Source organism: Micromonospora mirobrigensis, from assembly GCF_900091555.1.
GTDB lineage: Bacteria > Actinomycetota > Actinomycetes > Mycobacteriales > Micromonosporaceae > Micromonospora > Micromonospora mirobrigensis.
Genome location: NZ_FMCX01000001.1, coordinates 740,431 through 763,134 on the forward strand (window position 1 = coordinate 740,431; position 22,704 = coordinate 763,134).

The 22,704-nt window shown below is 73.9% G+C and carries 19 protein-coding genes; 13 read left to right on the plus strand and 6 right to left on the minus strand.

Annotated features, from left to right (window positions below):
* Window positions 1-3: 3 nt before the first annotated feature.
* From GA0070564_RS03490 to GA0070564_RS03500, 3 genes are all read right to left on the minus strand, one after another.
* On the minus strand, window positions 4-633 hold the full coding sequence (locus GA0070564_RS03490; protein WP_091602315.1) for an MBL fold metallo-hydrolase: 630 nt from the start codon (window positions 631-633) through the stop codon (window positions 4-6).
* 78 nt (window positions 634-711) lie between these two features.
* Window positions 712-1,971, minus strand: coding sequence for an amidohydrolase (locus GA0070564_RS03495; RefSeq protein ID WP_091602318.1), 1,260 nt, complete (start codon window positions 1,969-1,971; stop codon window positions 712-714).
* A 510-nt stretch (window positions 1,972-2,481) separates the two neighbouring features.
* Complete coding sequence (locus GA0070564_RS03500) at window positions 2,482-4,062, minus strand: acyl-CoA mutase large subunit family protein (RefSeq protein WP_091602321.1); 1,581 nt, start codon at window positions 4,060-4,062, stop codon at window positions 2,482-2,484.
* Between the two features lie 201 nt (window positions 4,063-4,263).
* On the opposite strand from GA0070564_RS03500, the gene GA0070564_RS03505 reads away from it, so the two are divergent.
* Together GA0070564_RS03505 and GA0070564_RS03510 are read left to right on the plus strand one after the other, a co-directional pair.
* Window positions 4,264-6,393, plus strand: a complete 2,130-nt coding sequence (locus GA0070564_RS03505) for a serine/threonine-protein kinase (RefSeq protein WP_091602323.1) — start codon at window positions 4,264-4,266, stop codon at window positions 6,391-6,393.
* A gap of 47 nt (window positions 6,394-6,440) precedes the next feature.
* Window positions 6,441-8,105 carry a phospho-sugar mutase gene (locus GA0070564_RS03510; protein WP_091602325.1) on the plus strand — a complete coding sequence of 555 codons (1,665 nt, stop codon included), beginning with the start codon at window positions 6,441-6,443 and terminating at the stop codon, window positions 8,103-8,105.
* Window positions 8,106-8,433: 328 nt separating this feature from the next.
* On the opposite strand, the gene GA0070564_RS03515 is transcribed toward GA0070564_RS03510, so the two are convergent.
* Both GA0070564_RS03515 and upp read right to left on the minus strand, forming a co-directional pair.
* Window positions 8,434-9,111: a GOLPH3/VPS74 family protein gene (locus GA0070564_RS03515; RefSeq protein ID WP_091602327.1), complete on the minus strand. Its 678-nt coding sequence runs from the start codon at window positions 9,109-9,111 to the stop codon at window positions 8,434-8,436.
* A 63-nt stretch (window positions 9,112-9,174) separates the two neighbouring features.
* Window positions 9,175-9,807, minus strand: a complete 633-nt coding sequence (upp, locus tag GA0070564_RS03520) for a uracil phosphoribosyltransferase (protein WP_091602330.1) — start codon at window positions 9,805-9,807, stop codon at window positions 9,175-9,177.
* Between the two features lie 136 nt (window positions 9,808-9,943).
* On the opposite strand from upp, the gene deoC reads away from it, so the two are divergent.
* The 10 genes from deoC (at window position 9,944) to GA0070564_RS03570 (ending at window position 21,250) form a co-directional block, all read left to right on the plus strand.
* Window positions 9,944-10,903 (plus strand): deoxyribose-phosphate aldolase, encoded by a 960-nt coding sequence (gene deoC, locus GA0070564_RS03525; RefSeq protein ID WP_091602333.1) that lies wholly within the window; start codon window positions 9,944-9,946, stop codon window positions 10,901-10,903.
* A gap of 5 nt (window positions 10,904-10,908) precedes the next feature.
* Window positions 10,909-12,339 carry an aldehyde dehydrogenase family protein gene (locus tag GA0070564_RS03530; protein WP_091604507.1) on the plus strand — a complete coding sequence of 477 codons (1,431 nt, stop codon included), beginning with the start codon at window positions 10,909-10,911 and terminating at the stop codon, window positions 12,337-12,339.
* Complete coding sequence (locus tag GA0070564_RS03535; RefSeq protein ID WP_091602335.1) at window positions 12,332-13,156, plus strand: aldehyde dehydrogenase family protein; 825 nt, start codon at window positions 12,332-12,334, stop codon at window positions 13,154-13,156. The genes GA0070564_RS03530 and GA0070564_RS03535 overlap by 8 nt, the downstream gene beginning before the upstream one ends.
* A gap of 174 nt (window positions 13,157-13,330) precedes the next feature.
* Entirely contained in the window at window positions 13,331-13,777 is a 447-nt protein-coding gene (locus GA0070564_RS03540; protein ID WP_091602338.1) for a BlaI/MecI/CopY family transcriptional regulator, read from the plus strand.
* A gap of 10 nt (window positions 13,778-13,787) precedes the next feature.
* Window positions 13,788-14,693 (plus strand): M56 family metallopeptidase, encoded by a 906-nt coding sequence (locus GA0070564_RS03545; protein WP_091602342.1) that lies wholly within the window; start codon window positions 13,788-13,790, stop codon window positions 14,691-14,693.
* Between the two features lie 100 nt (window positions 14,694-14,793).
* Entirely contained in the window at window positions 14,794-16,044 is a 1,251-nt protein-coding gene (locus tag GA0070564_RS03550) for a cytochrome ubiquinol oxidase subunit I (protein WP_091602345.1), read from the plus strand.
* An 11-nt stretch (window positions 16,045-16,055) separates the two neighbouring features.
* Window positions 16,056-17,063 carry a cytochrome d ubiquinol oxidase subunit II gene (locus GA0070564_RS03555; RefSeq protein ID WP_091602348.1) on the plus strand — a complete coding sequence of 336 codons (1,008 nt, stop codon included), beginning with the start codon at window positions 16,056-16,058 and terminating at the stop codon, window positions 17,061-17,063.
* The gene (gene cydD / locus GA0070564_RS03560; protein ID WP_091602351.1) at window positions 17,060-18,733 is read left to right on the plus strand and encodes a thiol reductant ABC exporter subunit CydD; all 1,674 of its coding nucleotides are present in this window, start codon (window positions 17,060-17,062) and stop codon (window positions 18,731-18,733) included. The genes GA0070564_RS03555 and cydD overlap by 4 nt, the downstream gene beginning before the upstream one ends.
* Complete coding sequence (cydC, locus tag GA0070564_RS03565) at window positions 18,730-20,508, plus strand: thiol reductant ABC exporter subunit CydC (RefSeq protein WP_091602354.1); 1,779 nt, start codon at window positions 18,730-18,732, stop codon at window positions 20,506-20,508. Before cydD ends, cydC begins: the two co-directional genes overlap by 4 nt.
* 70 nt (window positions 20,509-20,578) lie before the next feature.
* Window positions 20,579-21,250: a permease prefix domain 1-containing protein gene (locus tag GA0070564_RS03570; protein WP_091602356.1), complete on the plus strand. Its 672-nt coding sequence runs from the start codon at window positions 20,579-20,581 to the stop codon at window positions 21,248-21,250.
* A 32-nt stretch (window positions 21,251-21,282) separates the two neighbouring features.
* Here GA0070564_RS03570 and GA0070564_RS03575 read toward each other — a convergent pair whose 3' ends face one another.
* Window positions 21,283-21,624 (minus strand): PadR family transcriptional regulator, encoded by a 342-nt coding sequence (locus GA0070564_RS03575; RefSeq protein WP_091602359.1) that lies wholly within the window; start codon window positions 21,622-21,624, stop codon window positions 21,283-21,285.
* 118 nt (window positions 21,625-21,742) lie between these two features.
* Here GA0070564_RS03575 and GA0070564_RS03580 point away from each other — a divergent pair, with 118 nt between their 5' ends.
* Window positions 21,743-22,684, plus strand: a complete 942-nt coding sequence (locus GA0070564_RS03580; RefSeq protein WP_091602362.1) for a DNA primase — start codon at window positions 21,743-21,745, stop codon at window positions 22,682-22,684.
* The last annotated feature ends 20 nt before the right edge of the window (window positions 22,685-22,704 follow it).

The following is a 22,704-nucleotide window of genomic DNA, read 5'->3' on the forward strand; positions in this document are numbered from 1 at the left end:
GCCTCAGACGTCCAGCGTGGTGCCCGGGGCGAGCCGCTGGTAGTCGCTGCGGGACAGCGCCGCGTACTGCCGGTCCAGCACGGCGTAGCCACGGTCGTTGAGCAGCCCGTCGTGCAGGGCGTAGACCCGGCGGGGGGCGACCGCCCGGATGAAGTCGACCACCTCGGAGAACTTCGACCAGGGCGCGTGGATCGGCGCGAAGAGCGTGTCGATCTGGACGTCCTCGGGGACCACCAGGGAGTCGCCCGGGTGGTAGACCACGTCGTCGACGAGGTAGCCCAGGTTGTCGATCACCGGGATGTCCGGGTGGATGACCGCGTGCCGGCCGCCGTACGCCCGGATCGGCACGCCCGCCGCGGTGAACGACGCGCCCGGCTCCACCGGGCTGAGCGCGGACGCCGCGTCGCCCAGCACGCCGGCCAGCGAGGCGGGGCCGTGGATGACGAACGGCCGGCGGTCCAGCTGTCGGCGTACCGCCTCGACGTCGACGTGGTCGGGGTGTTCGTGGGTGATCAGCACGGCGTCGGCCCCGTCGAGCGACACCGGGTCGCTGAACGTGCCGGGGTCGATGACCAGCACTCCCCCGTCGTGCTCGATCCGCAGGCAGGAGTGGGCGTACTTGGTCAGCTGCATGATGACTCCTCGATCAGGAGAATCCTGTCGTCCTCGACGCAGTCTGCCCCAATCGGCCCGCCGCCGCGCCGCGTCCGGCTAGCGTGCCGCGGCCAGCGCCCGCAACGCGGTCTGCACCATGACGCGTACGCCGGCCGGGATCGCCCGCTCGTCCACGTCGAACGAGGCCCGGTGCAGGTCGACGTTGGGGCCGGAGCGGCCGACGCCGAGCCGCGCCAGGGCGCCCGGGACGTGCTCGAGATACCAGGAGAAGTCCTCGCCGCCCATGCTCTGCGGGGTCTCGGCGATGCCCTCCGGGCCGAGCGCGGCGGCGGTCGCCGCGGTGAGCACCTGGATGGCCCGGGCGTCGTTGCAGACCGGTGGCCGGCCGCGCAGGTATTCCAGGTCGACGGTCGCGCCGGTCGGGGCGATCACGTCCCGGACCACCTGCGCGACGATCTTCGGCGCCTGCTCCCAGGTGTCCCGGTCCATCACCCGCAGGGTGCCGGAGGCGCACGCCTCGGAGGGGATGACGTTGTAGCGGGTGCCGGCCGAGGCGTGGCCGAAGACCAGCAGCAGGCCGCTGTTGGCCGGCACCCGGCGGCTCACCAGCGCCGGCACCTCGGTGATCAGCCGGCCGAGCGCGTCGACCAGGTCGACGGTCAGGTGTGGACGGGCGGTGTGCCCACCCGGGCCGGTGAGTCGTACGGTCACGTTGTCGGCGGCGGCGGTGATCGGCCCGACCCGCAGGCCGACCTTGCCGACCGGCTGGTTGGGGTCGCAGTGCAGGGCGAAGATCTGCAACACGTCGTCGAGGCCGCCGGCCTCGATCACCTCCAGCGAGCCGCAGGGCAGGATCTCCTCGGCGGGCTGGAAGATCAGCCGGACCCGGCCGTCGAGCTGACCGGCGTCGGCGAGCTGGGCCAGCAGCATGCCGACGCCGAGCATCACCGCGGTGTGCACGTCGTGACCGCAGGCGTGGCAGACGCCCTCCACCGTGGACCGGTACGGCACGTCCTTGGAATCGGTCAGCGGCAGCGCGTCGATGTCGGCGCGGAGCGCGATCACCGGCCCGTCCGGGCGGCCGTCGATGTCGCAGATGACCCCGTTGCCCTTGGGCAGCATCCGGGGGGTGAGCCCGGCCAGGGAGAGCTCCCGGGCGATCAGGGCGGCGGTCTCGTACTCCTCGCCGGAGAGTTCGGGATGCGAGTGGATGTGACGCCGGGTGGCGATCAGGCCCGGCACCCGGAGGGCGAGCAGGTGGTCGAGCTCGAAGGGCAGGGGCTGGGAACCGGCCGGCGCCTCCGGCCGGGACGACACCAGCTGGCCACCCGTGGGCAGCGTCAACGCACTCGTCACGTCGAATTCTCGATCACTAGTGGTGGATGGATCTTCCGGCAGGACAGCAGACAGCCTAGACCTCCGACGGTGACGCTGCGCAACATCACTTCGGTAGCGGTCGGAGCGCGAAGCGTCACCCGGCACCTGCTCGGAGCGCTCAAAAATCTGCGGGACAGCAGGTGGATCGCGGTCGAACGCCGTCATCTGCCCCACACCTCCTACAGCGGGTGACCGGGCGGGCCGGTCACGAATTCCCCGACGGCGACAGCGCCGCTGAGGCGAATTGTCGCATTGGTCGCATCAATTAACTGCCACTCGGACAATTCACCGACAACACACCGAGCTGTCGCGCGACTCCCGACGGTGACATGGGCGCGCAGCGCTCGACCGGACACGCTGTCCGTCCCCCGTTCACCCGATCGGGGTACCCGGAAACCCGTCGCGGTACCCGGGAAACCGGTACCCGGCTTTCCCACGCGTACGCCCCGCCCCTGGTCGGGAACCGGGAACGGGGCGTGGCGGGACCGGTCAGAAACGGTCGGAGGGGCGGTAGACGCCCCAGGTGTCGCGCAGGGTGCCGCAGACCTCGCCGACGGTGGCCCGGGCCCGCAGCGCCTCCTTCATCGGATAGAGCAGGTTGGCGTCGCCCTCGGCGGCGGCCCGCAGCTCGGCCAGGGCGTGCCGCACCGCGGCGTCGTCCCGCTCGGCGCGCAGCTTCGCCAACCGCTGCCCCTGCGCCGCCTCGATCGAGGGGTCCACCCGCAGCGGCTCGTAGGGCTCCTCCTCGTCGACGGCGAACCGGTTCAACCCGACCACCACCCGCTCGCCCGAGTCGATCTCCTGGGCGATCCGGTACGCCGACTGCTCGATCTCCCGCTTCTGGAAACCGGCCTCGATGGCGTCCACCGCCGAACCGTGGTCACCGACCCGGTCCATCAGCTCCACCGCCGCCGACTCCAGCTCGGCGGTCATCGCCTCCACCACGTACGACCCGGCGAACGGGTCCACCGTGGCGGTCAGGTCCGTCTCGTACGCCAGCACCTGCTGGGTACGCAGCGCCAGCCGGGCCGCCTTCTCGGTGGGCAGCGCGATCGCCTCGTCGAAGCTGTTGGTGTGCAGCGACTGGGTGCCGCCGAGCACCGCGCCGAGCCCCTGGATCGCCACCCGGACCAGGTTCACCTCGGGCTGCTGGGCGGTGAGCTGCACGCCGGCGGTCTGGGTGTGGAACCGCAGCATCATCGACTTCGGATCCTTGGCGCCGAAGTCGTCGCGCATCACCCGGGCCCAGATCCGCCGGGCGGCGCGGAACTTCGCGACCTCCTCCAGCAGGGTGGTGCGGGCGACGAAGAAGAACGACAGCCGGGGCGCGAAGTCGTCCACCGCGAGCCCGGCCTCCAGCGCCGCCCGGACGTACTCCACGCCGTTGGCCAGGGTGAACGCGATCTCCTGCGCGGGCGTCGCGCCGGCCTCCGCCATGTGGTAGCCGGAGATGGAGATGGTGTTCCACTTCGGCACCTCCTTGCGGCAGTACGCGAAGGTGTCGGCCACCAACCGCAGCGACGGCTTCGGCGGGAAGATGTACGTCCCCCGGGCGATGTACTCCTTGAGGATGTCGTTCTGGATGGTGCCGTTGAGCGCCGCGCCCGGCACGCCGTTCTCCTCGGCCACCAGTTGGTAGAGCAGGAGCAGCACCGAGCCGGGGGCGTTGATCGTCATCGAGGTGGAGACCTTGTCCAGCGGGATGCCGGCGAAGAGCAGCCGCATGTCCTCGATGGAGTCGATGGCGACGCCCACCTTGCCCACCTCGCCGTGCGCGATCGGGTCGTCGGAGTCGTACCCCATCTGGGTGGGCAGGTCGAAGGCGACCGACAGGCCCATGGTCCCGGCCCGCAACAACTGGTGGTAGCGCGCGTTGGACTCGGTGGCGGTGCCGAAGCCCGCGTACTGCCGCATGGTCCACGGCCGGGAGGTGTACATGGTGGGGTAGACGCCCCGGGTGTACGGGAACTCGCCCGGCGCGCCCAGCCGGGAATCCAGCTCCTCGGGCAGGTCGGCCGCCGTGTAGACGCCCTTGATCGGGAAACCGGACTCGCTCGACCGTTCGCTCATCCCCGGATGGTAGGACGCCGCGGGGCATCGACGGGTGAGGGATACCGCACACCACATCGACCTCGACGCCAGGTGAACCCCCGGGCACGGATGGTCGCCGTCGACAACGGCACGCCGCGTCGGGTTTCGCATCGGGCGTCGGAACCAGCAAGATAGGGGGGTTGTGTCCCAGCCCCCTCGATATCCCCCGGTGGCTTTTCAGTGACTCAGATCCCGACGTGGAGCGGCGGACAGGTCAGTCCTCCCAACGGACGTGCGGCACCCGGCACCACCATCGGTGGGCGCTACGCGCTGCGGTCCGCGGTGGGCAACGGCGGCATGGGCACGGTCTGGCGTGCGACAGACACCCTGCTCCGCCGGGACGTGGCGGTCAAGGAGGTCGTCCTTCCCCCCGGGCTGGCCCCGAGCGACCGCGACGCGATGTACGAACGCACCCTGCGCGAGGCGCGCGCCGCCGCCGCGATCCAGCACCCGGCCGTGGTCCAGGTGTACGACGTGGTCACCGAGGGCGGCCGGCCGTGGATCGTGATGGAGCTGCTGGACGCGCGCAGCCTCGCCGACATGGTGATCGAGGACGGTCCGGTGGCGCCCCGGCCGGTGGCCAAGATCGGCATCGCCCTGCTCGGCGCGCTGGAGGTGGCGCACGCGATCGGCGTGCTGCACCGCGACGTCAAGCCGGCCAACGTGCTGATCTGCTCCGACGGCCGCTGCGTGCTGACCGACTTCGGCGTGGCCCGGATGCCCACCGACGTGCAGCTGACCACCCCGGGCATGGTGCTCGGCTCGCCGCACTTCATCTCCCCGGAACGGGCGATGGGTCACGAGTTCGGGCCGCCGAGCGACCTCTTCTCGCTCGGTGTGACGCTTTTCACCGCAGTCGAGGGTCGTCCCCCGTTCGACAAGGGCGACCCGATCGAGACCATGCACGCGGTGGTCGAGGACCCGCCGGCCACCCCGCAGCGCAGCGGTCCGCTCACCCCGGTCCTGATGGGACTGCTGGAGAAGGACCCGGCCCGCCGGCTCGACGTGCACACCGCCCGGGCGATGCTCCGCGAGCTGCTGGCCGGCCCGCTGACCAGCAACGCGACCGCGGTCAACTCGGTCACCGACCCGTACTCGGTGGTGCCGGTACAGCGGCCCACCACGCCGCCGCCCGCGCCCGCCGCCCCGGAGCCGAAGCCCACCGGCCAGATCGGTGGCCGGGCGATGATCGGCCCCGGCGAGTCGCTGACCGACCGGTTGGCGTCGCTGCGCCGCGGTGAGCGGCCCACCCCTGCGCCGACCGGCGGCGCCGCCCTGGACGACACCAGCGCCGACGCGCTCGCCGGCCCGCTGCACACGCCGACCGGCGCGATGCCGCCGCCGAGCGACCAGGCCGAGGCCACCCAGCGCTTCGGCGCCGGGCAGGCCGAGGCGACCCAGCGCTTCGGGGCGGGGGCGGCGGAGGCCACCCAGCGCTTCGGGGCGGGCCAGGCCGACCCGACCCAGCGCTTCGGCGCCGGACGCGCCGACGCCACCCAGGCGATGGCCACCCGCCAGCCGGGCGGCGCCCCGCACTTCGCCGCCGGCCAGGCCGACGCCACCCAGCGGGTGCCCGGCGGGTACGCCGGCAACCAGTGGTCGGTGCCGGGCACCGGCCAGCCGTGGACCTCACCGGCGACCGCGCCGGCGGCCGGTGGCGGCGGCACCGCCGACCGGCTGAAGGCCACCGGCGGGCGGCTGGTCACCACGGTCAGGGGCTGGCCGCGCAAGGTCCAGCTCGGCGCGGCCGCCGGCCTAGTGCTGCTGCTGATCGGGGCGATCGCGCTGCTCGGCGGCGGTGACGACAAGCCGGCCACCCCGCCGGCGGCGATCCCGATCGAGCAGGACCCGGTCGACCCGGGGATCGAGATGCAGGAGCAGACGGTCAAGGGTGTGACGGTGAAGGTCCCCAAGGGCTGGGAGCGGCACACCGGCGGTCTCTACGTCGACTTCATCGACCCGGCCGACAGCAAGCGGAAGGTCCGGATCATCGCCGAGGACTGGGGCGGCGGCAACCCGACCGCCTGGGCGGAGAGCGCCTCCCGCAACCTGCGGACCAAGAACAAGTCCTGCGTGAAGCCGTACAACGAGGTGTCGATCACCGACCAGCAGCTCGCCGGCCAGCCGGCCGCCCAGCTGGAGTACACCTGCGGCACCGGCCCGACCATGCGGCACGGCATCTGGCGCGGGCTGGTGCGCGACGGCAAGGCGTACTCGTTCTACCTCTCCACCAACGACCCGAAGTTCGCCCAGAGCAAGCCGATCTTCGACTCGATGGCGAAGTCCTTCCAGCTCACCGGGGCGAACTGACCCGGGGTGACGACCGGTGGTGATCCGCCGTCGTGCTATCAAGAGGCATGACGGCGGACACCACTGACATCGACGACCTTCGCGAGCAGGCCCGGCGTTGGCTCGACGACGACCCCGACCCGGCCAGCCGGGACGAGCTGCGGGCGGTGCTCGGCCGACTGCCGGACAGCGGCCCGGAGCTGGCCGACCGGTTCGCCGGCCCGCTGACCTTCGGCACCGCCGGGTTGCGCGGCCCGCTGCGCGCCGGACCGAACGGCATGAACCTCGCCGTGGTCACCCAGGCCGCGGCCGGGCTGGTCGGCTGGCTCGCGGCCCAGGGCGCCACCGGACCGCTGGTGATCGGGTACGACGCCCGGCACGGTTCCCGGGAGTTCGCCGAGCGCACCGCCCAGGTCGCCACCGGCGCCGGGCGGCCCGCGCTGCTGCTGCCCCGCCCGCTGCCCACCCCGGTCCTGGCGTACGCGGTGCGGCACCTCGACGCGGCGGCCGGCGTGATGGTCACGGCCAGCCACAACCCGCCGCAGGACAACGGCTACAAGGTCTACCTGGGCGCCCGGCTCGGCGGCGAGCTGGGCGCGGGGGCTCAGATCGTGCCGCCGGCCGACGCCGGGATCGAGTCCGCCATCCGCGCGGTCGGCCCGCTGGCCGAGGTGCCGCTCGGCCCGCCCGGTCAGGTGCTCGGCGACGACCTGGTCGTCTCGTACGTCGACCGGGCCGCGGCGGTGGTCGCGCCGGACGGGCCCCGGGACCTCGCCGTGGCGTACACCCCGCTGCACGGGGTGGGTGCGGCCGTGCTGACCGCCGCCTTCGCCCGGGCCGGCTTCCCGGTCCCCGGCGTGGTGCCCGACCAGGCCGAGCCGGATCCGGAGTTCCCGACGGTCTCCTTCCCCAACCCGGAGGAGCCGGGTGCGGTGGACCGGCTGGTCGCGCTCGCCGACCGGATCGGCGCGGACCTCGCCATCGCCAACGACCCCGACGCGGACCGCTGCGCGGTGGCCGTCCGGGAGGGCGACTCGTGGCGGATGCTGCGCGGTGACGAGGTGGGCGCGCTGCTCGCCGACCACCTGATGCGGCGCGGGGTCGGCGGCCTGTACGCCACCACCATCGTGTCGTCGTCCCTGCTGCGCGCCATGTGCGCCGCCCGCGACCTGCCGTACGACGAGACGCTGACCGGGTTCAAGTGGATCGTCCGGGCCGGTGGCGGGGCGCAGCCGCTGGTCTTCGGCTACGAGGAGGCGCTGGGCTACTGCGTCGCCCCGGAGCACGTACGCGACAAGGACGGCATCACCGCCGCGCTGACCGTCGCCGAGCTGGCCGCCGGGCTGAAGGCGCAGGGGCGCACCCTGACCGACCGGCTGGACGAGTTGGCCGCCGAGTTCGGCGTGCACCACACCGACCAGCTCTCGGTCCGGGTCGACGACCTGCGGCTGATCGGCGAGATGATGAGCCGGGTCCGGGCGGCCACCCCGGCCGTCCTGCTGGGGCAGCCGCTCGCCGAGGCTCGGGACCTGCTGCCGGACTCCGACGTGGTGATCCTGCGGACGGCGGGGGCCCGGGCGGTGATCCGCCCCTCCGGCACCGAGCCGAAGCTCAAGGCGTACCTGGAGGTGGTGGAGCCGGTCGCGGACGGCGACGTCCCGGCGGCCCGCACCCGCGCCCAGGCCGCGGTCGCCGCCCTCCGCGCCGAGATCGCCGCCCTGCTCGGCCTCTGACCCACGCCCGCGCCACCGCCGCCCCGGCCCGCGACGCGCAACAAGCGACCACGCAGCGTCGCGGGCCCCTCGATCCCAACAGGCCTGCCCGGCCCCTTTGCTCTGCTGCACCCCACGCAACAGCCACGGAAAGTGACCGGGAGAAACGAGATAGGGCGGTGCGTCTGCCCAGTTCAGTCCCGGTGTTGCGAATGGGGCAGCAGAGCAAAGGCGGGCCGGGATGTCTCCGAGGGCCGGTCAGCCAGCACGCTCGGTGAGCAGGGTGCCGGCGATACGGTGCGTAGCGCATCCATCGGCCGGCCGGGCACCGGCGGCCGGCGGGAACGGATCAGGCGCGCTTGCCGAGGGCCTGGTCGATGGCGTGGGCGAGGGCGGCCACGACGAGGCCGACCGAGGGGCGCACGACGCTGTCGTCCAGGCTGACGTTGCCGGAGAAGCCGGCGCCGCCGGCGATCTCCTCCAGGCGGCGGTGCACGCCGGCGGCCTCCGCGCCGGCCAGGTGCAGCGTCGGCTCCATCCGCAGCACGGCGACCAGGGTGGCCAGCGCGGCGGTCCGCTCGTCGGGGAGCTGCCCGCTGGTCAGCGCGGCGGCCAGCCGGTGCCGAATGTCGGCCTCGACCGACGGGTCGGTCGACGGGTAGCGGTGCACGTGGATGAAGCCCAGCTCGGTCTCGTCGACGTCCCGGACCACGCCCCGGTCGACCAGGTCGCCGAGGATCCGGTCGCGCAGGCCGTGCCGGAGCCGCTGCACCCAGGAGGAGGGGGTGTGCGGGGTGTCCGCGGCGATCTTGGCGAGCACCTCGTCGGTGACCGGCTCACCCGTCGGTGTCGGGTCGGTCACCGCCAGGTTGCCGGCGGCGTAGGCGATCCGGTTGGCCAGGGCCAGCTCGACCAGCACGGCCGCGGCCATGCCCAGGTCGAGGCTGATCCGGGGCATGGTCGCCTTGCCGGATTCGTCGTCGTAGGCGAGGAGGAGCAGCTCTTCGGCGAGCGCGACACCAGTCATGGCCCGAGACGGTAGCGCCTGCGCGCACGCCCCGGGCCACAACGCGCCGCCCTCGGGGTGGGGTCAGAAGCGGGGCATGCCGCCGAACTGTCGGTCCCCGGCGTCACCCAGGCCGGGAACGATGAACATCTTGTCGTTCAGGCCCTCGTCGATCGACGCGGTGACCAGGCGCAACGGCAGGCCGGAGCGCTCCAGCCGCTCGATGCCGACCGGGGCGGCCAGCACGCAGAGCACGGTGATGTCGGTGCAACCGCGGTCGGCCAGCAGCCGGCAGCAGTGCTCCAGCGAGCCGCCGGTGGCCAGCATCGGGTCGAGCACCAGCACCGGCAGGCCAGCCAGGTCGCGGGGCAGCGACTCCATGTACGCGCGCGGCTCGTACGTCTCCTCGTCGCGGGCCAGGCCCACGAAGCCCATCGACGACTCGGGCAGCAGCCCGAGCGCGGCGTCGGCCATGCCGAGCCCGGCCCGGAGCACCGGGACCAGCAGCGGCGGGTTCGCCAGTCGGGTGCCCTCGGTGGCGGTGACCGGGGTCTGGATCGAGTACTTCTCGATGGGGAAGGAGCGCGCGGCCTCGTACACCAGCATGGTGGTGAGTTCGCGCAGCGCCGCCCGGAACGACGGCGAGTCGGTCCGGGCGTCCCGCATGGCGGTCAGCCGCGCCTGGGCGAGCGGGTGGTCAATGACGTGTACGTCCACGATCGCTCAACCTACCGGTCCCGGCCGCGTCGCACGGCGGGTGCTGGCCGACCAGCGACGCCGCTCACGTGTGGCGCTCACGACCGGCTCGTCGTGACCAAGATCACTCGACTCGCGGGTGCGTAGTATTCGGGGCATGACGGCGACAGCGACGTCGGCCCGGTCGGACCTCTCCGAGCTGGGACGATCCGAGACCGCTCTGCGGACCTTCCTGCACGGCCTGCCGGGCGTGGACCAGGTCGGCGCGGAGCAGCGGGCGGCACAGCTCGGCACCCGCTCCATCAAGACCACGGCCAAGGCGCAGGCGATCGACCTGGCCATCCGGATGGTCGACCTGACCACCCTGGAGGGGGCGGACACGCCCGGCAAGGTGCGGGCGCTGGCCGCCAAGGCGCTGCGCCCCGACCCGGCCGACCCGTCCTGCCCACACGTCGGCGCGGTCTGCGTCTACCCGGCGATGGTCCCGTACGTGGCCGAGGTGCTGCGGGGCAGCGCCGTGCACCTGGCCAGCGTGGCGACCTCGTTCCCCTCCGGCCAGGCCCCGCTGGAGATCAAGCTGGCGGACGTCCGGGCGGCCGTCGAGGCCGGCGCCGACGAGATCGACATGGTGATCAACCGGGGCGCGTTCCTGGCCGGTCGCTACCAGGAGGTCTACGACGAGATCGTGGCCACCAGGTCCGCGTGTGGGGACGCCCACCTCAAGGTGATCCTGGAGACCGGCGAGCTGGCCACCTACGACAACGTGCGCCGGGCCTCCTGGCTGGCCATGCTGGCCGGCGGCGACTTCATCAAGACCTCCACCGGCAAGGTGCCGGTCGCGGCGACCCTGCCGGTGACCCTGGTGATGCTGGAGGCGGTCCGCGACTTCCGCGCCGCCACCGGGCGGCAGGTCGGCGTGAAGCCGGCCGGCGGGATCAAGACCACCAAGGACGCCATCAAGTACCTGGTCATGGTCAACGAGACCGCCGGTGCGGACTGGCTGGACCCGGACTGGTTCCGGTTCGGCGCGTCCAGCCTGCTCAACGACCTGCTCATGCAGCGCACCAAGCTGACGACCGGCGTCTACGCCGGTCCCGACTACTTCACCCTGGACTGAGCGTGATCTTCGAATACGCCCCCGCCCCCGAGTCCCGCTCGGTGGTGGACCTCAAGCCCTCGTACGGGCTCTTCGTCGACGGCGAGTTCGTCGACCCGACCGACGGCGGCAGCTTCAAGTCGATCAACCCGGCCTCCGAGGAGGTGCTCGCCGAGGTCGCCGAGGCCGGCGCCGGGGACGTCGACCGTGCGGTGCGCGCCGCCCGCCGGGCGTACGAGCAGGTCTGGGGTCCGATGCCGGGCCGGGACCGGGCGAAGTACCTGTTCCGGATCGCCCGGATCATCCAGGAGCGCTCCCGCGAGCTGGCCGTGCTGGAGTCGCTGGACAACGGCAAGCCGATCCGGGAGTCCCGGGACGTCGACCTGCCGCTGGTCGCCGCGCACTTCTTCTACTACGCCGGCTGGGCCGACAAGCTTCCGCACGCCGGGTTCGGCCCCGACCCGCAGCCGATCGGCGTGGCCGCGCAGGTCATCCCGTGGAACTTCCCGCTGCTCATGCTGGCCTGGAAGATCGCCCCGGCCCTCGCGGCAGGCAACACGGTGGTGCTCAAGCCCGCCGAGACCACCCCGCTGACCGCGCTGCTCTTCGCCGAGATCTGCCAGCAGGCCGACCTGCCGGCCGGTGTGGTCAACATCGTCACCGGCGCCGGCGACACCGGCCGCGCCCTGGTCGAGCACGCGGACGTCGACAAGGTCGCCTTCACCGGCTCCACCGAGGTCGGCCGGGCCATCGCCCGCTCGATCGCCGGCACCCGCAAGAAGCTCACCCTGGAGCTGGGCGGCAAGGCCGCCAACATCGTCTTCGACGACGCCCCGGTCGACCAGGCCGTCGAGGGCATCGTCAACGGCATCTTCTTCAACCAGGGCCACGTCTGCTGCGCCGGCTCCCGGCTGCTGATCCAGGAGAACGTCGCCGAGCAGGTGCTCGAGTCACTCAAGCGCCGGATGGCGCAGCTGCGGGTCGGCGACCCGCTGGACAAGAACACCGACATCGGCGCGATCAACTCGGCCGCCCAGCTGGCCCGGATCAGGGAGCTCTCCGACGCCGGCTCCGCCGAGGGCGCCGAGCGCTGGTCGCCCGCCTGCGAGCTGCCCGAGCGGGGCTTCTGGTTCGCGCCGACCATCTTCACCGGGGTCACCCAGGCGCACCGGATCGCCCGCGAGGAGATCTTCGGGCCGGTGCTGTCGGTGCTCACCTTCCGCACGCCCGCCGAGGCCGTCGAGAAGGCCAACAACACGCCGTACGGGCTGTCTGCGGGAATCTGGACCGACAAGGGTTCCCGGATCCTCTGGATGGCCGACCGGCTCCGCGCCGGCGTGGTCTGGGCCAACACGTTCAACAAGTTCGACCCCACCTCGCCGTTCGGCGGCTACAAGGAGTCGGGCTACGGTCGCGAGGGCGGCCGGCACGGGCTGGAGGGCTACCTCAATGTCTGAGCGGGTCGCGGTACGCAAGACGTACAAGCTCTTCATCGGCGGGAAGTTCCCGCGCAGCGAGTCGGGACGGTCGTATCTCGTGCAGGACGCGAATGTCTCCCTGGCCTCCCGTAAGGACGCGCGGGACGCCGTCGTCGCCGCCCGGGCCGCCGTCAAGGGCTGGGCCGGGGCGACCGCGTACAACCGGGGTCAGATCCTCTACCGGGTCGCCGAGATACTGGAGGGCCGGCGCGAGCAGTTCGTCGCGCTGGGCGTGCCCGCCGACGAGGTGGACGCGGCGATCGACCGCTGGGTCTGGTACGCCGGCTGGGCCGACAAGCTCACCCAGGTGTACGGCGGCGCGAACCCGGTCGCCGGCCCGTACTTCAACCTCTCTTCGCCCGAGCCGACCGGCGTGGTGGGCGTGGTGGCCCCGGAGCAGCCCGCGCTGCTCGGCCTGGTCAGCGTGATCGCCCCGGCGATCGTCACCGGCAACACCGTGGTGGTCGCCGCCTCCCCGGCGGCCCCGCTGGCGGCGGTGACCCTGGCCGAGGTGCTGGCCACCTCGGACCTGCCCGGCGGGGTGGTCAACATCCTCACCGGCAGGCTGACCGAGACGGCGCCGACGTTGGCGAGCCACATGGACGTCAACGCGATCGACCTGACCGGGGTGACCGACGCCGAGCTGGCCGCCGACCTGGAGATCAAGGCGGCCGAGAACCTCAAGCGGGTGCTCCGGCCGGCGCCGGCCGACCACGACTGGACCACGGATCCGGGCATCACCCGGATGACCACCCTGCTGGAGACGAAGACGGTCTGGCACCCCAAGGGGGTGTGATCGCGGCTCACTGTCGAGGTTCCGGGGGAGCCCGCCCCCTCCGGGCGGTCAGGCTTGATCCCTGCGTGGGCGGGCTCCCCCGGAAACCCGTTCCGGTCACGGTCCGCGTGGGGGGGGTCAGCTCAGTGGTCCTGCTCTGAGAAGAGTTCTACTACGGGGGGTAGGATTGGGGGCGTGACTCGGTTGGGCGATCTTGAGCGTGCGGTGATGGACGTGTTGTGGGACTCGGTCCCCGCCACGTCGGACGGGGTGACCGTGCGGGAGGTCGCCGACGCCCTGGACGGGCGCGAGCTGGCGTACACCACGGTGATGACCGTGCTGGACCGGCTCGCCGGCAAGGGCATGGTGCAGCGCCAGCGGGAGGGGCGGGCCTGGCGTTACCGGGCCGCCGCCAGCCGGGAGGCGCACATCGCCCAGCTCATGCTCGACGCCCTCGACCTGGGCGGCAGCCGGGACGCGGCGCTGGTCCGCTTCGCCCGGTCGGTGACCGGCACCGAGGCGGAGGTGCTGCGGACGGCGCTCGGCGCGGAGGCCGGGTTGACCGGCCAGCCGCTGACCGACCGGGTGGAGGACCCGCGGGCCGGCCGGCCGCGCCGCACCGACGAGGCGACGGGCCGGTAGGGCGGCAGCCATGGCCTACGCCGTGCACTTCGCCGTGTCGATGCTGGCCTGCTATCTCACCGCGCAGGTCCTGGCCCGGTCCACCTGGACCTGGCGTGCCCCACGCGTCGCGATCGTCTGCTGGCAGGCGGTCGGGCTGGCGCTCGGCCTCTCCGCGATGGGGCTGCCGATGGCGCTCGGGCTGGCCGCGTACGACCGACCGACCGGCGGTGCCCTGCTGGCCCTGGTCAACGACCTGGCCCACGGCACCCTGCCGGCGGGGCTGGGCGCGGCGCACCTGGCCGGCGTGGGGGTCGGCTTCGGCATCGGGGCGGTGCTGGTCACCACGACCGTGCGCAGCATCCACGCGAGCGTCCGGGCCCAGCGGCGGCACCGGGATCTGTTGACCCTGGTCGCCCGGCGGGACCCGACGGCACCCGGGGCGCTGGTGCTCGACCACCCCAGCGCGGCGGCGTACTGCCTGCCGGGGGTGCGCCCCCGGGTCGTGGTCAGCGCCGGCACGTTGAGCCTGCTGGACCCGGCCGAGCTGGCGGCGGTGCTCACCCACGAGCGGGCGCACGCGCAGGAGCGGCACGACCTGGTGCTGCTGCCGTTCACCGCGCTGCGCCGGGCGCTGCCCTGGTTCCGCTGGGTCGCCGAGGCGTACGAGCGGGTCGCCCTGCTGGTCGAGATGCGGGCCGACGACAAGGCCCGGGAGCTGCACGCCGAGGCGTCGCTGGCCGGTGCGCTGCGCCGCTTCGCGGCCTGCGGGGACCGGATCACCCCGGCGGGCGCGCTCGGGGTCGGCGACCGCGACCTGGACGTACGGGTGCAGCGGCTGCTGGTCGCCGACCGGCCGCCGCGGCTGATCGGCGCGGCCGCGCTGGCCGTGGCGACCACCCTGGTCGCCCTGCCGATCTCGCTCTTCCTGAACTGATTCCGCCGTCACGCGGGACCGCGACGAAACCGGTCCGGATAGGTAGGCAATCTACGTGTAGGCTCGCTACGACAAGCGAGCCAACCCTTGGAGAGCGGTCATGGACACCCTGCTCCTCGCGCGCCTTCAGTTCGCCACCACCACCTCGATCCACTTCCTGTTCGTGGTGGTCACCCTCGGCCTGGTCACCCTGCTGGTCGGGATGCAGACGGCCGGGTTCCTGACCGGCGACCCGAAGTGGGAGCGGCTCACCCGGTTCTGGGGCCAGCTCTACGTGATCAACTACGTGCTCGGCATCGCCACCGGCATCGTCATGGAGTTCCAGTTCGGCCTGAACTGGAGCGGGCTGTCGCGCTACGTGGGCAACGTCTTCGGCGCCCCGCTCGCCATCGAGACCCTGCTGGCGTTCTTCCTGGAGTCCACGTTCCTCGGCATGTGGATCTTCGGCTGGCACCGGCTGCGCCGCGGGCTGCACCTCGCGCTGCTCTGGGGCGTGGCGATCACCGCGTACGCCTCGGCGTTCTGGATCATGGTGGCGAACTCCTGGCTCCAGAACCCGGTCGGCTACGAGCTGCGCGACGGGGTCGCCCACCTCACCGACTTCGGCGCCCTGCTCACCAACCCCACCCTCGGCATGGCATTCGGGCACGTGCTCGCCGCGTCGCTGCTCACCGGCGGGATGCTGATGGCCGCGGTGAGCGCCCGGCACCTGATCCGGCGTACCCCCGACTTCGCGCTGTTCCGCACCTCGCTGCGGATCGGCCTGGTCGTCGCGGCGCTGGCGATCGCCGCCGTCCAGGGGTTCGGCTTCGCCCAGTTCGGGCCGGTGGGGCAGGTGCAGCCCACCAAGTTCGGCGGCGGCCCCGGGCGGGACGCGCTGGTCGCCGAGTGGACCGCCCGGTTCGGGCCCGGCGACTGGACCCCGCCGGTGCTCTCCAGCGTCGGGCTGGGCTTCATGATCCTGATCGGCCTCACCCTGGGCTGCGTCTGGCTGCTGCTCCCGCTGCTCTGGCGGGACGCGGTGATCCGGCTGCGCTTCCCGCTCTGGCTGATCCTGTTCGCCCTGCCGTTGCCGTTCGTCGCGGTGCTCCTCGGCTGGATCGCCCGGGAGGTGGGCCGCCAGCCCTGGGCGGCGTACGGGCTGCTGCCCAACTCGCGGGCCGTCTCCGACGTCGACGCCGGCCTGATGCTCACCTCGCTGGTCGGATTCGGCCTGCTGCTCGGCGCGCTCGCCGTCACCAACTGGGTGCTGCTCGCCCGGCACGCCGCCCGCGGCGCGCACGACCCGGCGCTGGGCCGCCCGCCCGCGCCGGAGAGCGACGACTTCCCCCGCCAACCCGTTCTCGCCTGAGGGAGATCCCCGTGGAGCTCGCCTGGTACGCCCTGCTCGGCCTCTTCTTCGCCACCTACCTGGTGCTCGGCGGCTACGACTACGGCGTCGGCCTGCTGCTCGCCCGGGGTGGCTCCCCCGCCGCCCGCCGCGCCGCCCTGACCGCGCTCGGCCCGTTCTTCCTCGGCAACGAGGTCTGGCTGGTGGCCGCCGTCGGGATCCTGTTCGGGGCGTTCCCGGTGCTGGAGGGCGAACTGCTCTCCGGGTACTACCCGGCCGTGCTGGGCGCCCTGGCCGGGGTGGTCCTGGTGACCGCCGGGGTGCAGCTGCGCAGCCGCCCCGACGGGGACCGCGCCCGGAGCCGGTGGGACCGGGTGGTGGTCGCCGGCAGCGCGCTCGCCGCGCTCGGCTGGGGCTCGCTGCTTGCCGGGCTGCTCCAGGGGCTGCCGATGTCGGCGGCCGGGCACGCCGCCGGGGTGACCCACCTGTTCACCCCGTTCGTCGCCGCCGCCGGGCTGGCCATGGTGGCGCTGGTGGCGGCGCACGGTGCGACCTTCCTCACGCTGCGGCTGCCCGAGCCGGACGGCGCCACCGCCGCCCGGCTGGCCCGCCGGCTGATCCCGGTGGCGCTCGCCGCGGTCGGCGCGGCCACCGTCGTGGGCCTGCTCTCCGACCGGGTACGCGTCGGCGCGCAGCAGCCACTGGTGGCCGTACTCCTGATGTCGTTGCTGGTCACGGCGCTGCTGGGGGCGCGGGTGGCGCTCGCCCGGCGGCGGCCCGGCCTGGCCTTCGCGGCCACCTCGGCGGCGCTGGCGCTGCCGGTGGCGCTGGTCGGAGCGGCCCGGTGGCCCTGGGCGCTGGTCTCCGGGACCGACCCGGTCACCGGGCTGGCCGTGGCCGACGCGGCGGCCAGCGCGCCCACCCTGTCCCTGCTGGGCTGGCTGACGCTGCCCCTCGTCCCGGCCCTACTAGGCTTTCAGGCGATGTGCTGGTGGATTTTCCGGGGACGGATCGACGGTAGGGCACCGGTGTACTGGTGAACCGCCGCCCGTTCGACCCGCGTCTGCTGCGCCGGGTCCCCGCGGCCCGGCGCGACCTCGCCGTGCTCGCCCTGCTGGGCGGGGTGACGGCGCTGCTGGTCGTGGCGCAGGCGACCGCGCTGGCGGCGCTGCTGGCCACGGCGGTCGACGGCCGGCTGGACCGGCCGGCGCTGGCCGGTTTCCTCGCCGCGGTGGCCGCCCGGTCGGCCGTCACCTGGGCGCAGGGCACGGTCGCCGCCCGGGTCGCGGCGACCGTGAAGGCGGCGCTGCGGGTCGAGCTGCTCGGCGCGGTCGGCGCGCACGGCCCGACCTGGGTGGCCGGGCAGCGCGCCGGGCAGCTCGCCACGCTGACCGGGCGCGGGCTGGACGCGCTGGACGCCTACTTCACCGGCTACCTGCCGCAGCTCGTGCTGAGCGTCACCGTGCCGCTGGCGGTGCTCGCCCGGATCGCGTTCGCCGACTGGAGCTCGGCGCTGATCATCGCGCTGACCATTCCGCTGATCCCGGTCTTCGGCGCCCTGCTCGGCTGGCAGGCCCAGGCCGCCACCGAACGGCAGTGGCGCCGGCTCTCGCTGCTCGGCGGGCACTTCCTCGACATGGTGGCCGGGCTGCCCACCCTGCGCGCCTTCGGCCGGGCCCGCGGCCAGGTGGAGGTGGTCCGCCGGATGGCCGACGGGCACCGGCAGGCCACCATGAAGACGCTGCGGATCGCCTTCCTCTCCGCACTGGTGCTGGAGCTGATCGCCACCCTCTCGGTGGCGCTGGTCGCGGTGCCGGTCGGCATCCGCCTGCTCGGCGGCGGCATCACCCTCTCCACCGCGCTGCTGGTGCTGCTGCTCACCCCCGAGGCGTATCTGCCGCTGCGGGCCGCCGGCAGCCGGTTCCACGCCAGCATGGAGGGGCTGGCCGCGCTGGACGAGGCGTTCACCGTCACCGCCGGCCCGGTGGCCGCCCCGGCCGGTCGGCCGGTCCCGGCCCCGGGCGGGCGCGGCGAGATCCGCTTCGAGGCGGTGACCGTCGAGTACGACCGGACCACCGCGCTGCGGGACGTCACGCTGACCATCCGCCCCGGCGAGCGGATCGCCGTCATCGGTCCCAGCGGCGCCGGCAAGAGCACCCTGCTCAACCTCCTCCTCGGTTTCGTCACCCCGACCAGCGGCCGGGTCACCGTCGACGGGGTGGACCTGGCGACGGTCGACCCGGACGACTGGCGCCGGCAGGTCGCCTGGGTGCCGCAGCGGGCGCACCTCTTCGCCGCCCCGCTGGCCGACAACATCACCCTCGGCGCGCCGGACACCCCGGCGCCGGCGCTGGCCGGCGCGGTCCGCGACGCGGCGCTGGACGAGGTGGTCGCCGCCCTGCCCGACGGGCTGGGCACGGTGCTGGGCGAGCGGGGGCACGGCCTCTCCAGCGGCCAGCGGCAGCGGGTCGCGCTGGCCCGGGCCTTCCTGCGCGACGCCCCGCTGGTGCTGCTCGACGAGCCCACCGCGCGGCTGGACACCGCCAGCGAGGCGGTCGTGCTGGACGCCACCCGGCGGCTGGTCGCCGGGCGTACGGCGCTGCTGGTGGCGCACCGGCCGGCGCTGCTCGCCGACGCCGACCGGATCATCCGGATCTCCGACGGCCGGGTCACCGAGCTGACCCCCTCCTCGTCGGGGGTGCAGGCGTGAACGGGCGGGCCTCCGCCGAGCGGGCGGTGCTCCGGCTGGCCCGGCCCTACCTGGGCCGGCTGGTCGGCGCGGGGCTGCTCGCCGCCGCCACCGAGTTCGCCGGGCTGGCCCTGATGGCCACCGCCACCTGGCTGCTGATGAGCGCCGCCGGACAACCCCCGCTGGACCGGCTGACCGTCGCCATCGTCGCGGTCCGGGCGCTGGCGATCAGCCGAGGCGTGTTCCGCTACTCCGAACGGCTGGCCGGTCACGACGCGGTCCTGCGCATGATCACCGACGTCCGGGCCCGGGTCTTCGCCACCCTGGCCGCCGGCCGGGGCGCGGCCACCCAACGCTCCGGGGACGCGCTGAGCCGGCTGGTCTCCGACGTGGAGGCCGTCCAGGACCTGCTGCTGCGGGTGCTCGTGCCGGGCGCCGCCGCCGCGCTGGTCGGGGTGCTCGCCGTCGGTGGGGCGGCGCTGATCTCCGTACCGGCGGCGGGGGTGCTGACGGTGGGGCTGCTGACGGCCGGGGTGGCCCTGCCGCTGCTCGCCACCCGGCTGACCCGGCGCAGCGCCGACCAGGTGGCGCCGCTGCGCGGGGCGCTCGCCGTGGACGCGATCGACCTCACCCACGGCGCCGCCGACCTGGCCGCCTTCGGGGCCACCGGGACGGCGCTGGCCGCCGCCCGGGGACGGGCCGAGCAGCTGGCCCGGCTGGAACGACGGCTGGCCGCCGCCGGCTTCGCGGTCGACGCCGTCGGGGTGCTGCTGGCCGGTCTCACCGCCGGCGCGGTGGTGCTGGTGGCGCTCCGCGCGGGCGTGGGCGGGGTGCTGGTCGGCGTGCTCGCCGTGGGGACGCTGGCCGCCGTGGAGATCGCCCTGGCGCTGGTCGCCGCCGCGCGGCAGCGCACCCTGCTCGGCGCCGGCCTGACCCGGGTCGCCGCCCTGCTCACCGCCCCCGAGGCCACCGGCGTCCCTCCGGCGGCCACCGGACCGGGCCCGGGCGATGCGGCTCCGGCCCTGGCCGAGGGGTCGCACCAGGTCCGGCTGGCCGGGGTGACCGTCCGGTACCGGGCCGACGCGGCACCGGCGCTGGACCGGCTCGACCTGGACCTGCCGGCCGGCCGACGGGTGGCCGTGGTGGGGCCGAGCGGCGCCGGCAAGAGCACCCTGACCGCCGTGGTCACCGGCACGGTCGTCCCGGAGCGGGGACGGATCACCCTGGACGGCGTCGACCTGGCCGACCGGCCGGCGGAACAGCTGCCCCGGGCGGTCGGCGGCCTGCTCGCCGAGGCGTACGTCTTCCACGCCACCGTCCGGGAGAACCTGCTGCTCGGACGGCCCGGCGCGACCGACGACGAGCTGACCGCCGCCACCCGGGCCGCCGGCCTGCTGGACTGGGTACGCGACCAGCCGCACGGCTGGGACACCGTGGTCGGCGAGGAGGGCGGGCAGCTCTCCGGCGGGCAGCGACAGCGACTCGCCCTGGCCCGGGCGGTGCTGGCCGCCCCCGGGGTGCTGGTGCTGGACGAGCCGACCGAGGGGCTCGACCCGGCGGCGGCCGACGCGGTGCTCGCCTCGGTGCTCGCCGCCACCCCGGCCGGGCACTCGGTGCTGCTGATCAGCCACCGGCTCAGCGGCCTGGCCGACTTCGACGAGATCGTGGTGCTGGACGCCGGGCGGGTGGTGCAGCGGGGCCGGCACGCCGACCTGGCCGCCGCCCCGGGCTGGTACCGCGAGCAGTGGTTGCGCCAGGAGGCGGCCGAACGCGGCTACCTGGCGCTCGCCCCCTGAGGGCGACTCGGGGACGGGACCGGGGATCTCCCGGACCCCTCCGGGGGCGCCGCCGTGGCAGGGTGGGCGCATGCACGGGGACGGGACACCGGTCGAGGCCCACCTGCGGGAACTGGCCGTACGGCTGCACGGGCCGGCCCGGTTGCGGACCGAACTGCTCACCGAGGCACGGGACGCGCTGCACGACGCCGCCGAGGCGTACCGGGCCGAAGGGTTGTCCGGTCAGGACGCCGAGCGCCGGGCGGTCGCCGAGTTCGGCAGCGCGGACCGGCTGGTGCCGGCGTACCAGGCGGAGCTGGCCGCCGGGGCGCTGCGGCGCTTCGCGGTACGCGGGCTGGCGGTCGCCTCGGTGCTGATCGTCGGTGGCGACCTGACCTGGCAGGGTTCGAGCTGGGACCGGGACGGCTCGCACCCGCCGGCCGGTTTCCTGCTGCTCTCCAGCACGCTGAACCACGCCTGGGTGGTGGCCGCGGTGCTGGCCGCCGCGGGGCTGCTGGTGCTCACCCGGGCGGCCCGCCGGGGCGAGCCGGGCCTGCCGCCGGCAGCCCGCCTGATCGGACTGGGCCTGACCGGCGCGCTCGTGGTGGGCGCGGTGGCCGGCAGCGCGCTCTATCTCTGGTCGGTCGGTCTCTGGGACGCCGCGTTGACCTGGCCGCCGATGATCATCGGGCCGCTGGTCGTCGGGGCGGCCCTGACCAATCTGGGCCGGGCCGCGCACGGCTGGTTGCGTACCGCCCGCTGAGCCCGCGGGTCGGCGGGGCGGCGCGGTTTGCCTCAGGCCGGGGCGGTGGGCGGCTCGTCCGCGCCCAGGAACCGGCCGACGGTCGCGCTGAACTCCTGCCAGCCGGCCCGCTCGCCGGCCAGGGCCCGGCAGCCCGCGTCGGTGAGCCGGTAGGTGCGGCGTTCCCGGCCGTTCACGGTGCTCCACGAGCTCGCCACGTAACCGGCGCGCTCCAGCCGGCGCAGCGCCGGATAGATGGTGCCGGTGGGCAGGTCCAGGGCGCCGGCGCTGCGCGCCCGCAGCGCCTCGATGATGGCGTAGCCGTGCAGCGCGCCCTGCTCGAGCACCGCGAGCAGCAGCGCGTCGAGGTGTCCGTGCAGCGCCTGGGCCTTCATAGGTAGACACGCTACTTGTCGGTCGATGGGAGCGCCACCGGGGTGCGGGTCCGGCCCATCCGGAGCCGCCCACTAGGGTATGTGCGCAGAGTCACTCGGCGGCCGGAGGTGTCGGCGAGTGGGCAACCCGACGCACACGGAGGTCCGCGTGGCCCGCCAGTCGCCCCAACGGCCCGACGCCGACGAGCCCGAGCTCGACGAGACCGAGGGGACGGTCGAGCCCGACGTCGCCGACGCGACGTCCGAGGCCGCGCACCGGGACCGCTCGCTCTGGGACGAGCTGCGGATCGACCCGGTCGAGATCGCCCTGCCCGCCGGCACCGGCTTCACCCTGCGGGCGTACCGGCCGGCGCGGGAGCTGACCCCGACGGACGTGGCCGAGCGCGACGAGGACGACCCCTTCCTCGCCCGCCGCCAGGCGGTGGAGGCCGAGGACGAGGACGAGGTGGTGGTCCTCGACGAGGAGTTCGCCGCCGAGTTCGCGGAGGTCGAGGACGAGAAGCGCGAGTCCGGCCGGACCGACGACGAGGACGAGGACGAGGACGACGAGTCCGACGAGGACGAGGCGGGCGACGAGGAGGTTCCGGCCTTCCTGAGCCACCGGGGCCGCCTGCTGCTGTTCAAGTCCCCCGAGTCGCTGGTCAGTTTCATCCGTTCCGGTGCCCCCAACGACCTGTCCCAGCTGGACAGCTGGAATGAATTGTCCGAACGGGTGGAACCGGCCGACATCGCCCCGCTCGACGAGGACACCTACGAGCTGGACCTGGTGGTGGAGAACCTCCGTGGTGGCCACGACACGTGGGATCCCACGCTCCTGATCGAGGCCGGCGAGGTCGCCCGTGACCTGGCGTACGCGATGCGGCTACCGGCCGTGCTCGACATGCTCTCGGCCGGCTCCAGCCTGGACGACCTGGACGAGGCGCTGCGGGCCTCTGTCAACGGCGGAGTCGGTGGTTTCATGGGCCGTCGACGGTTGAAGAAAATCGGGGCACAAACCGCGAGTCTGGGTTGGCGCACCATTGTCGGCAAGATCTCTGCCGTTGTGGACTGGCGCGACTGACCCGTACCGGGGAGCATCAG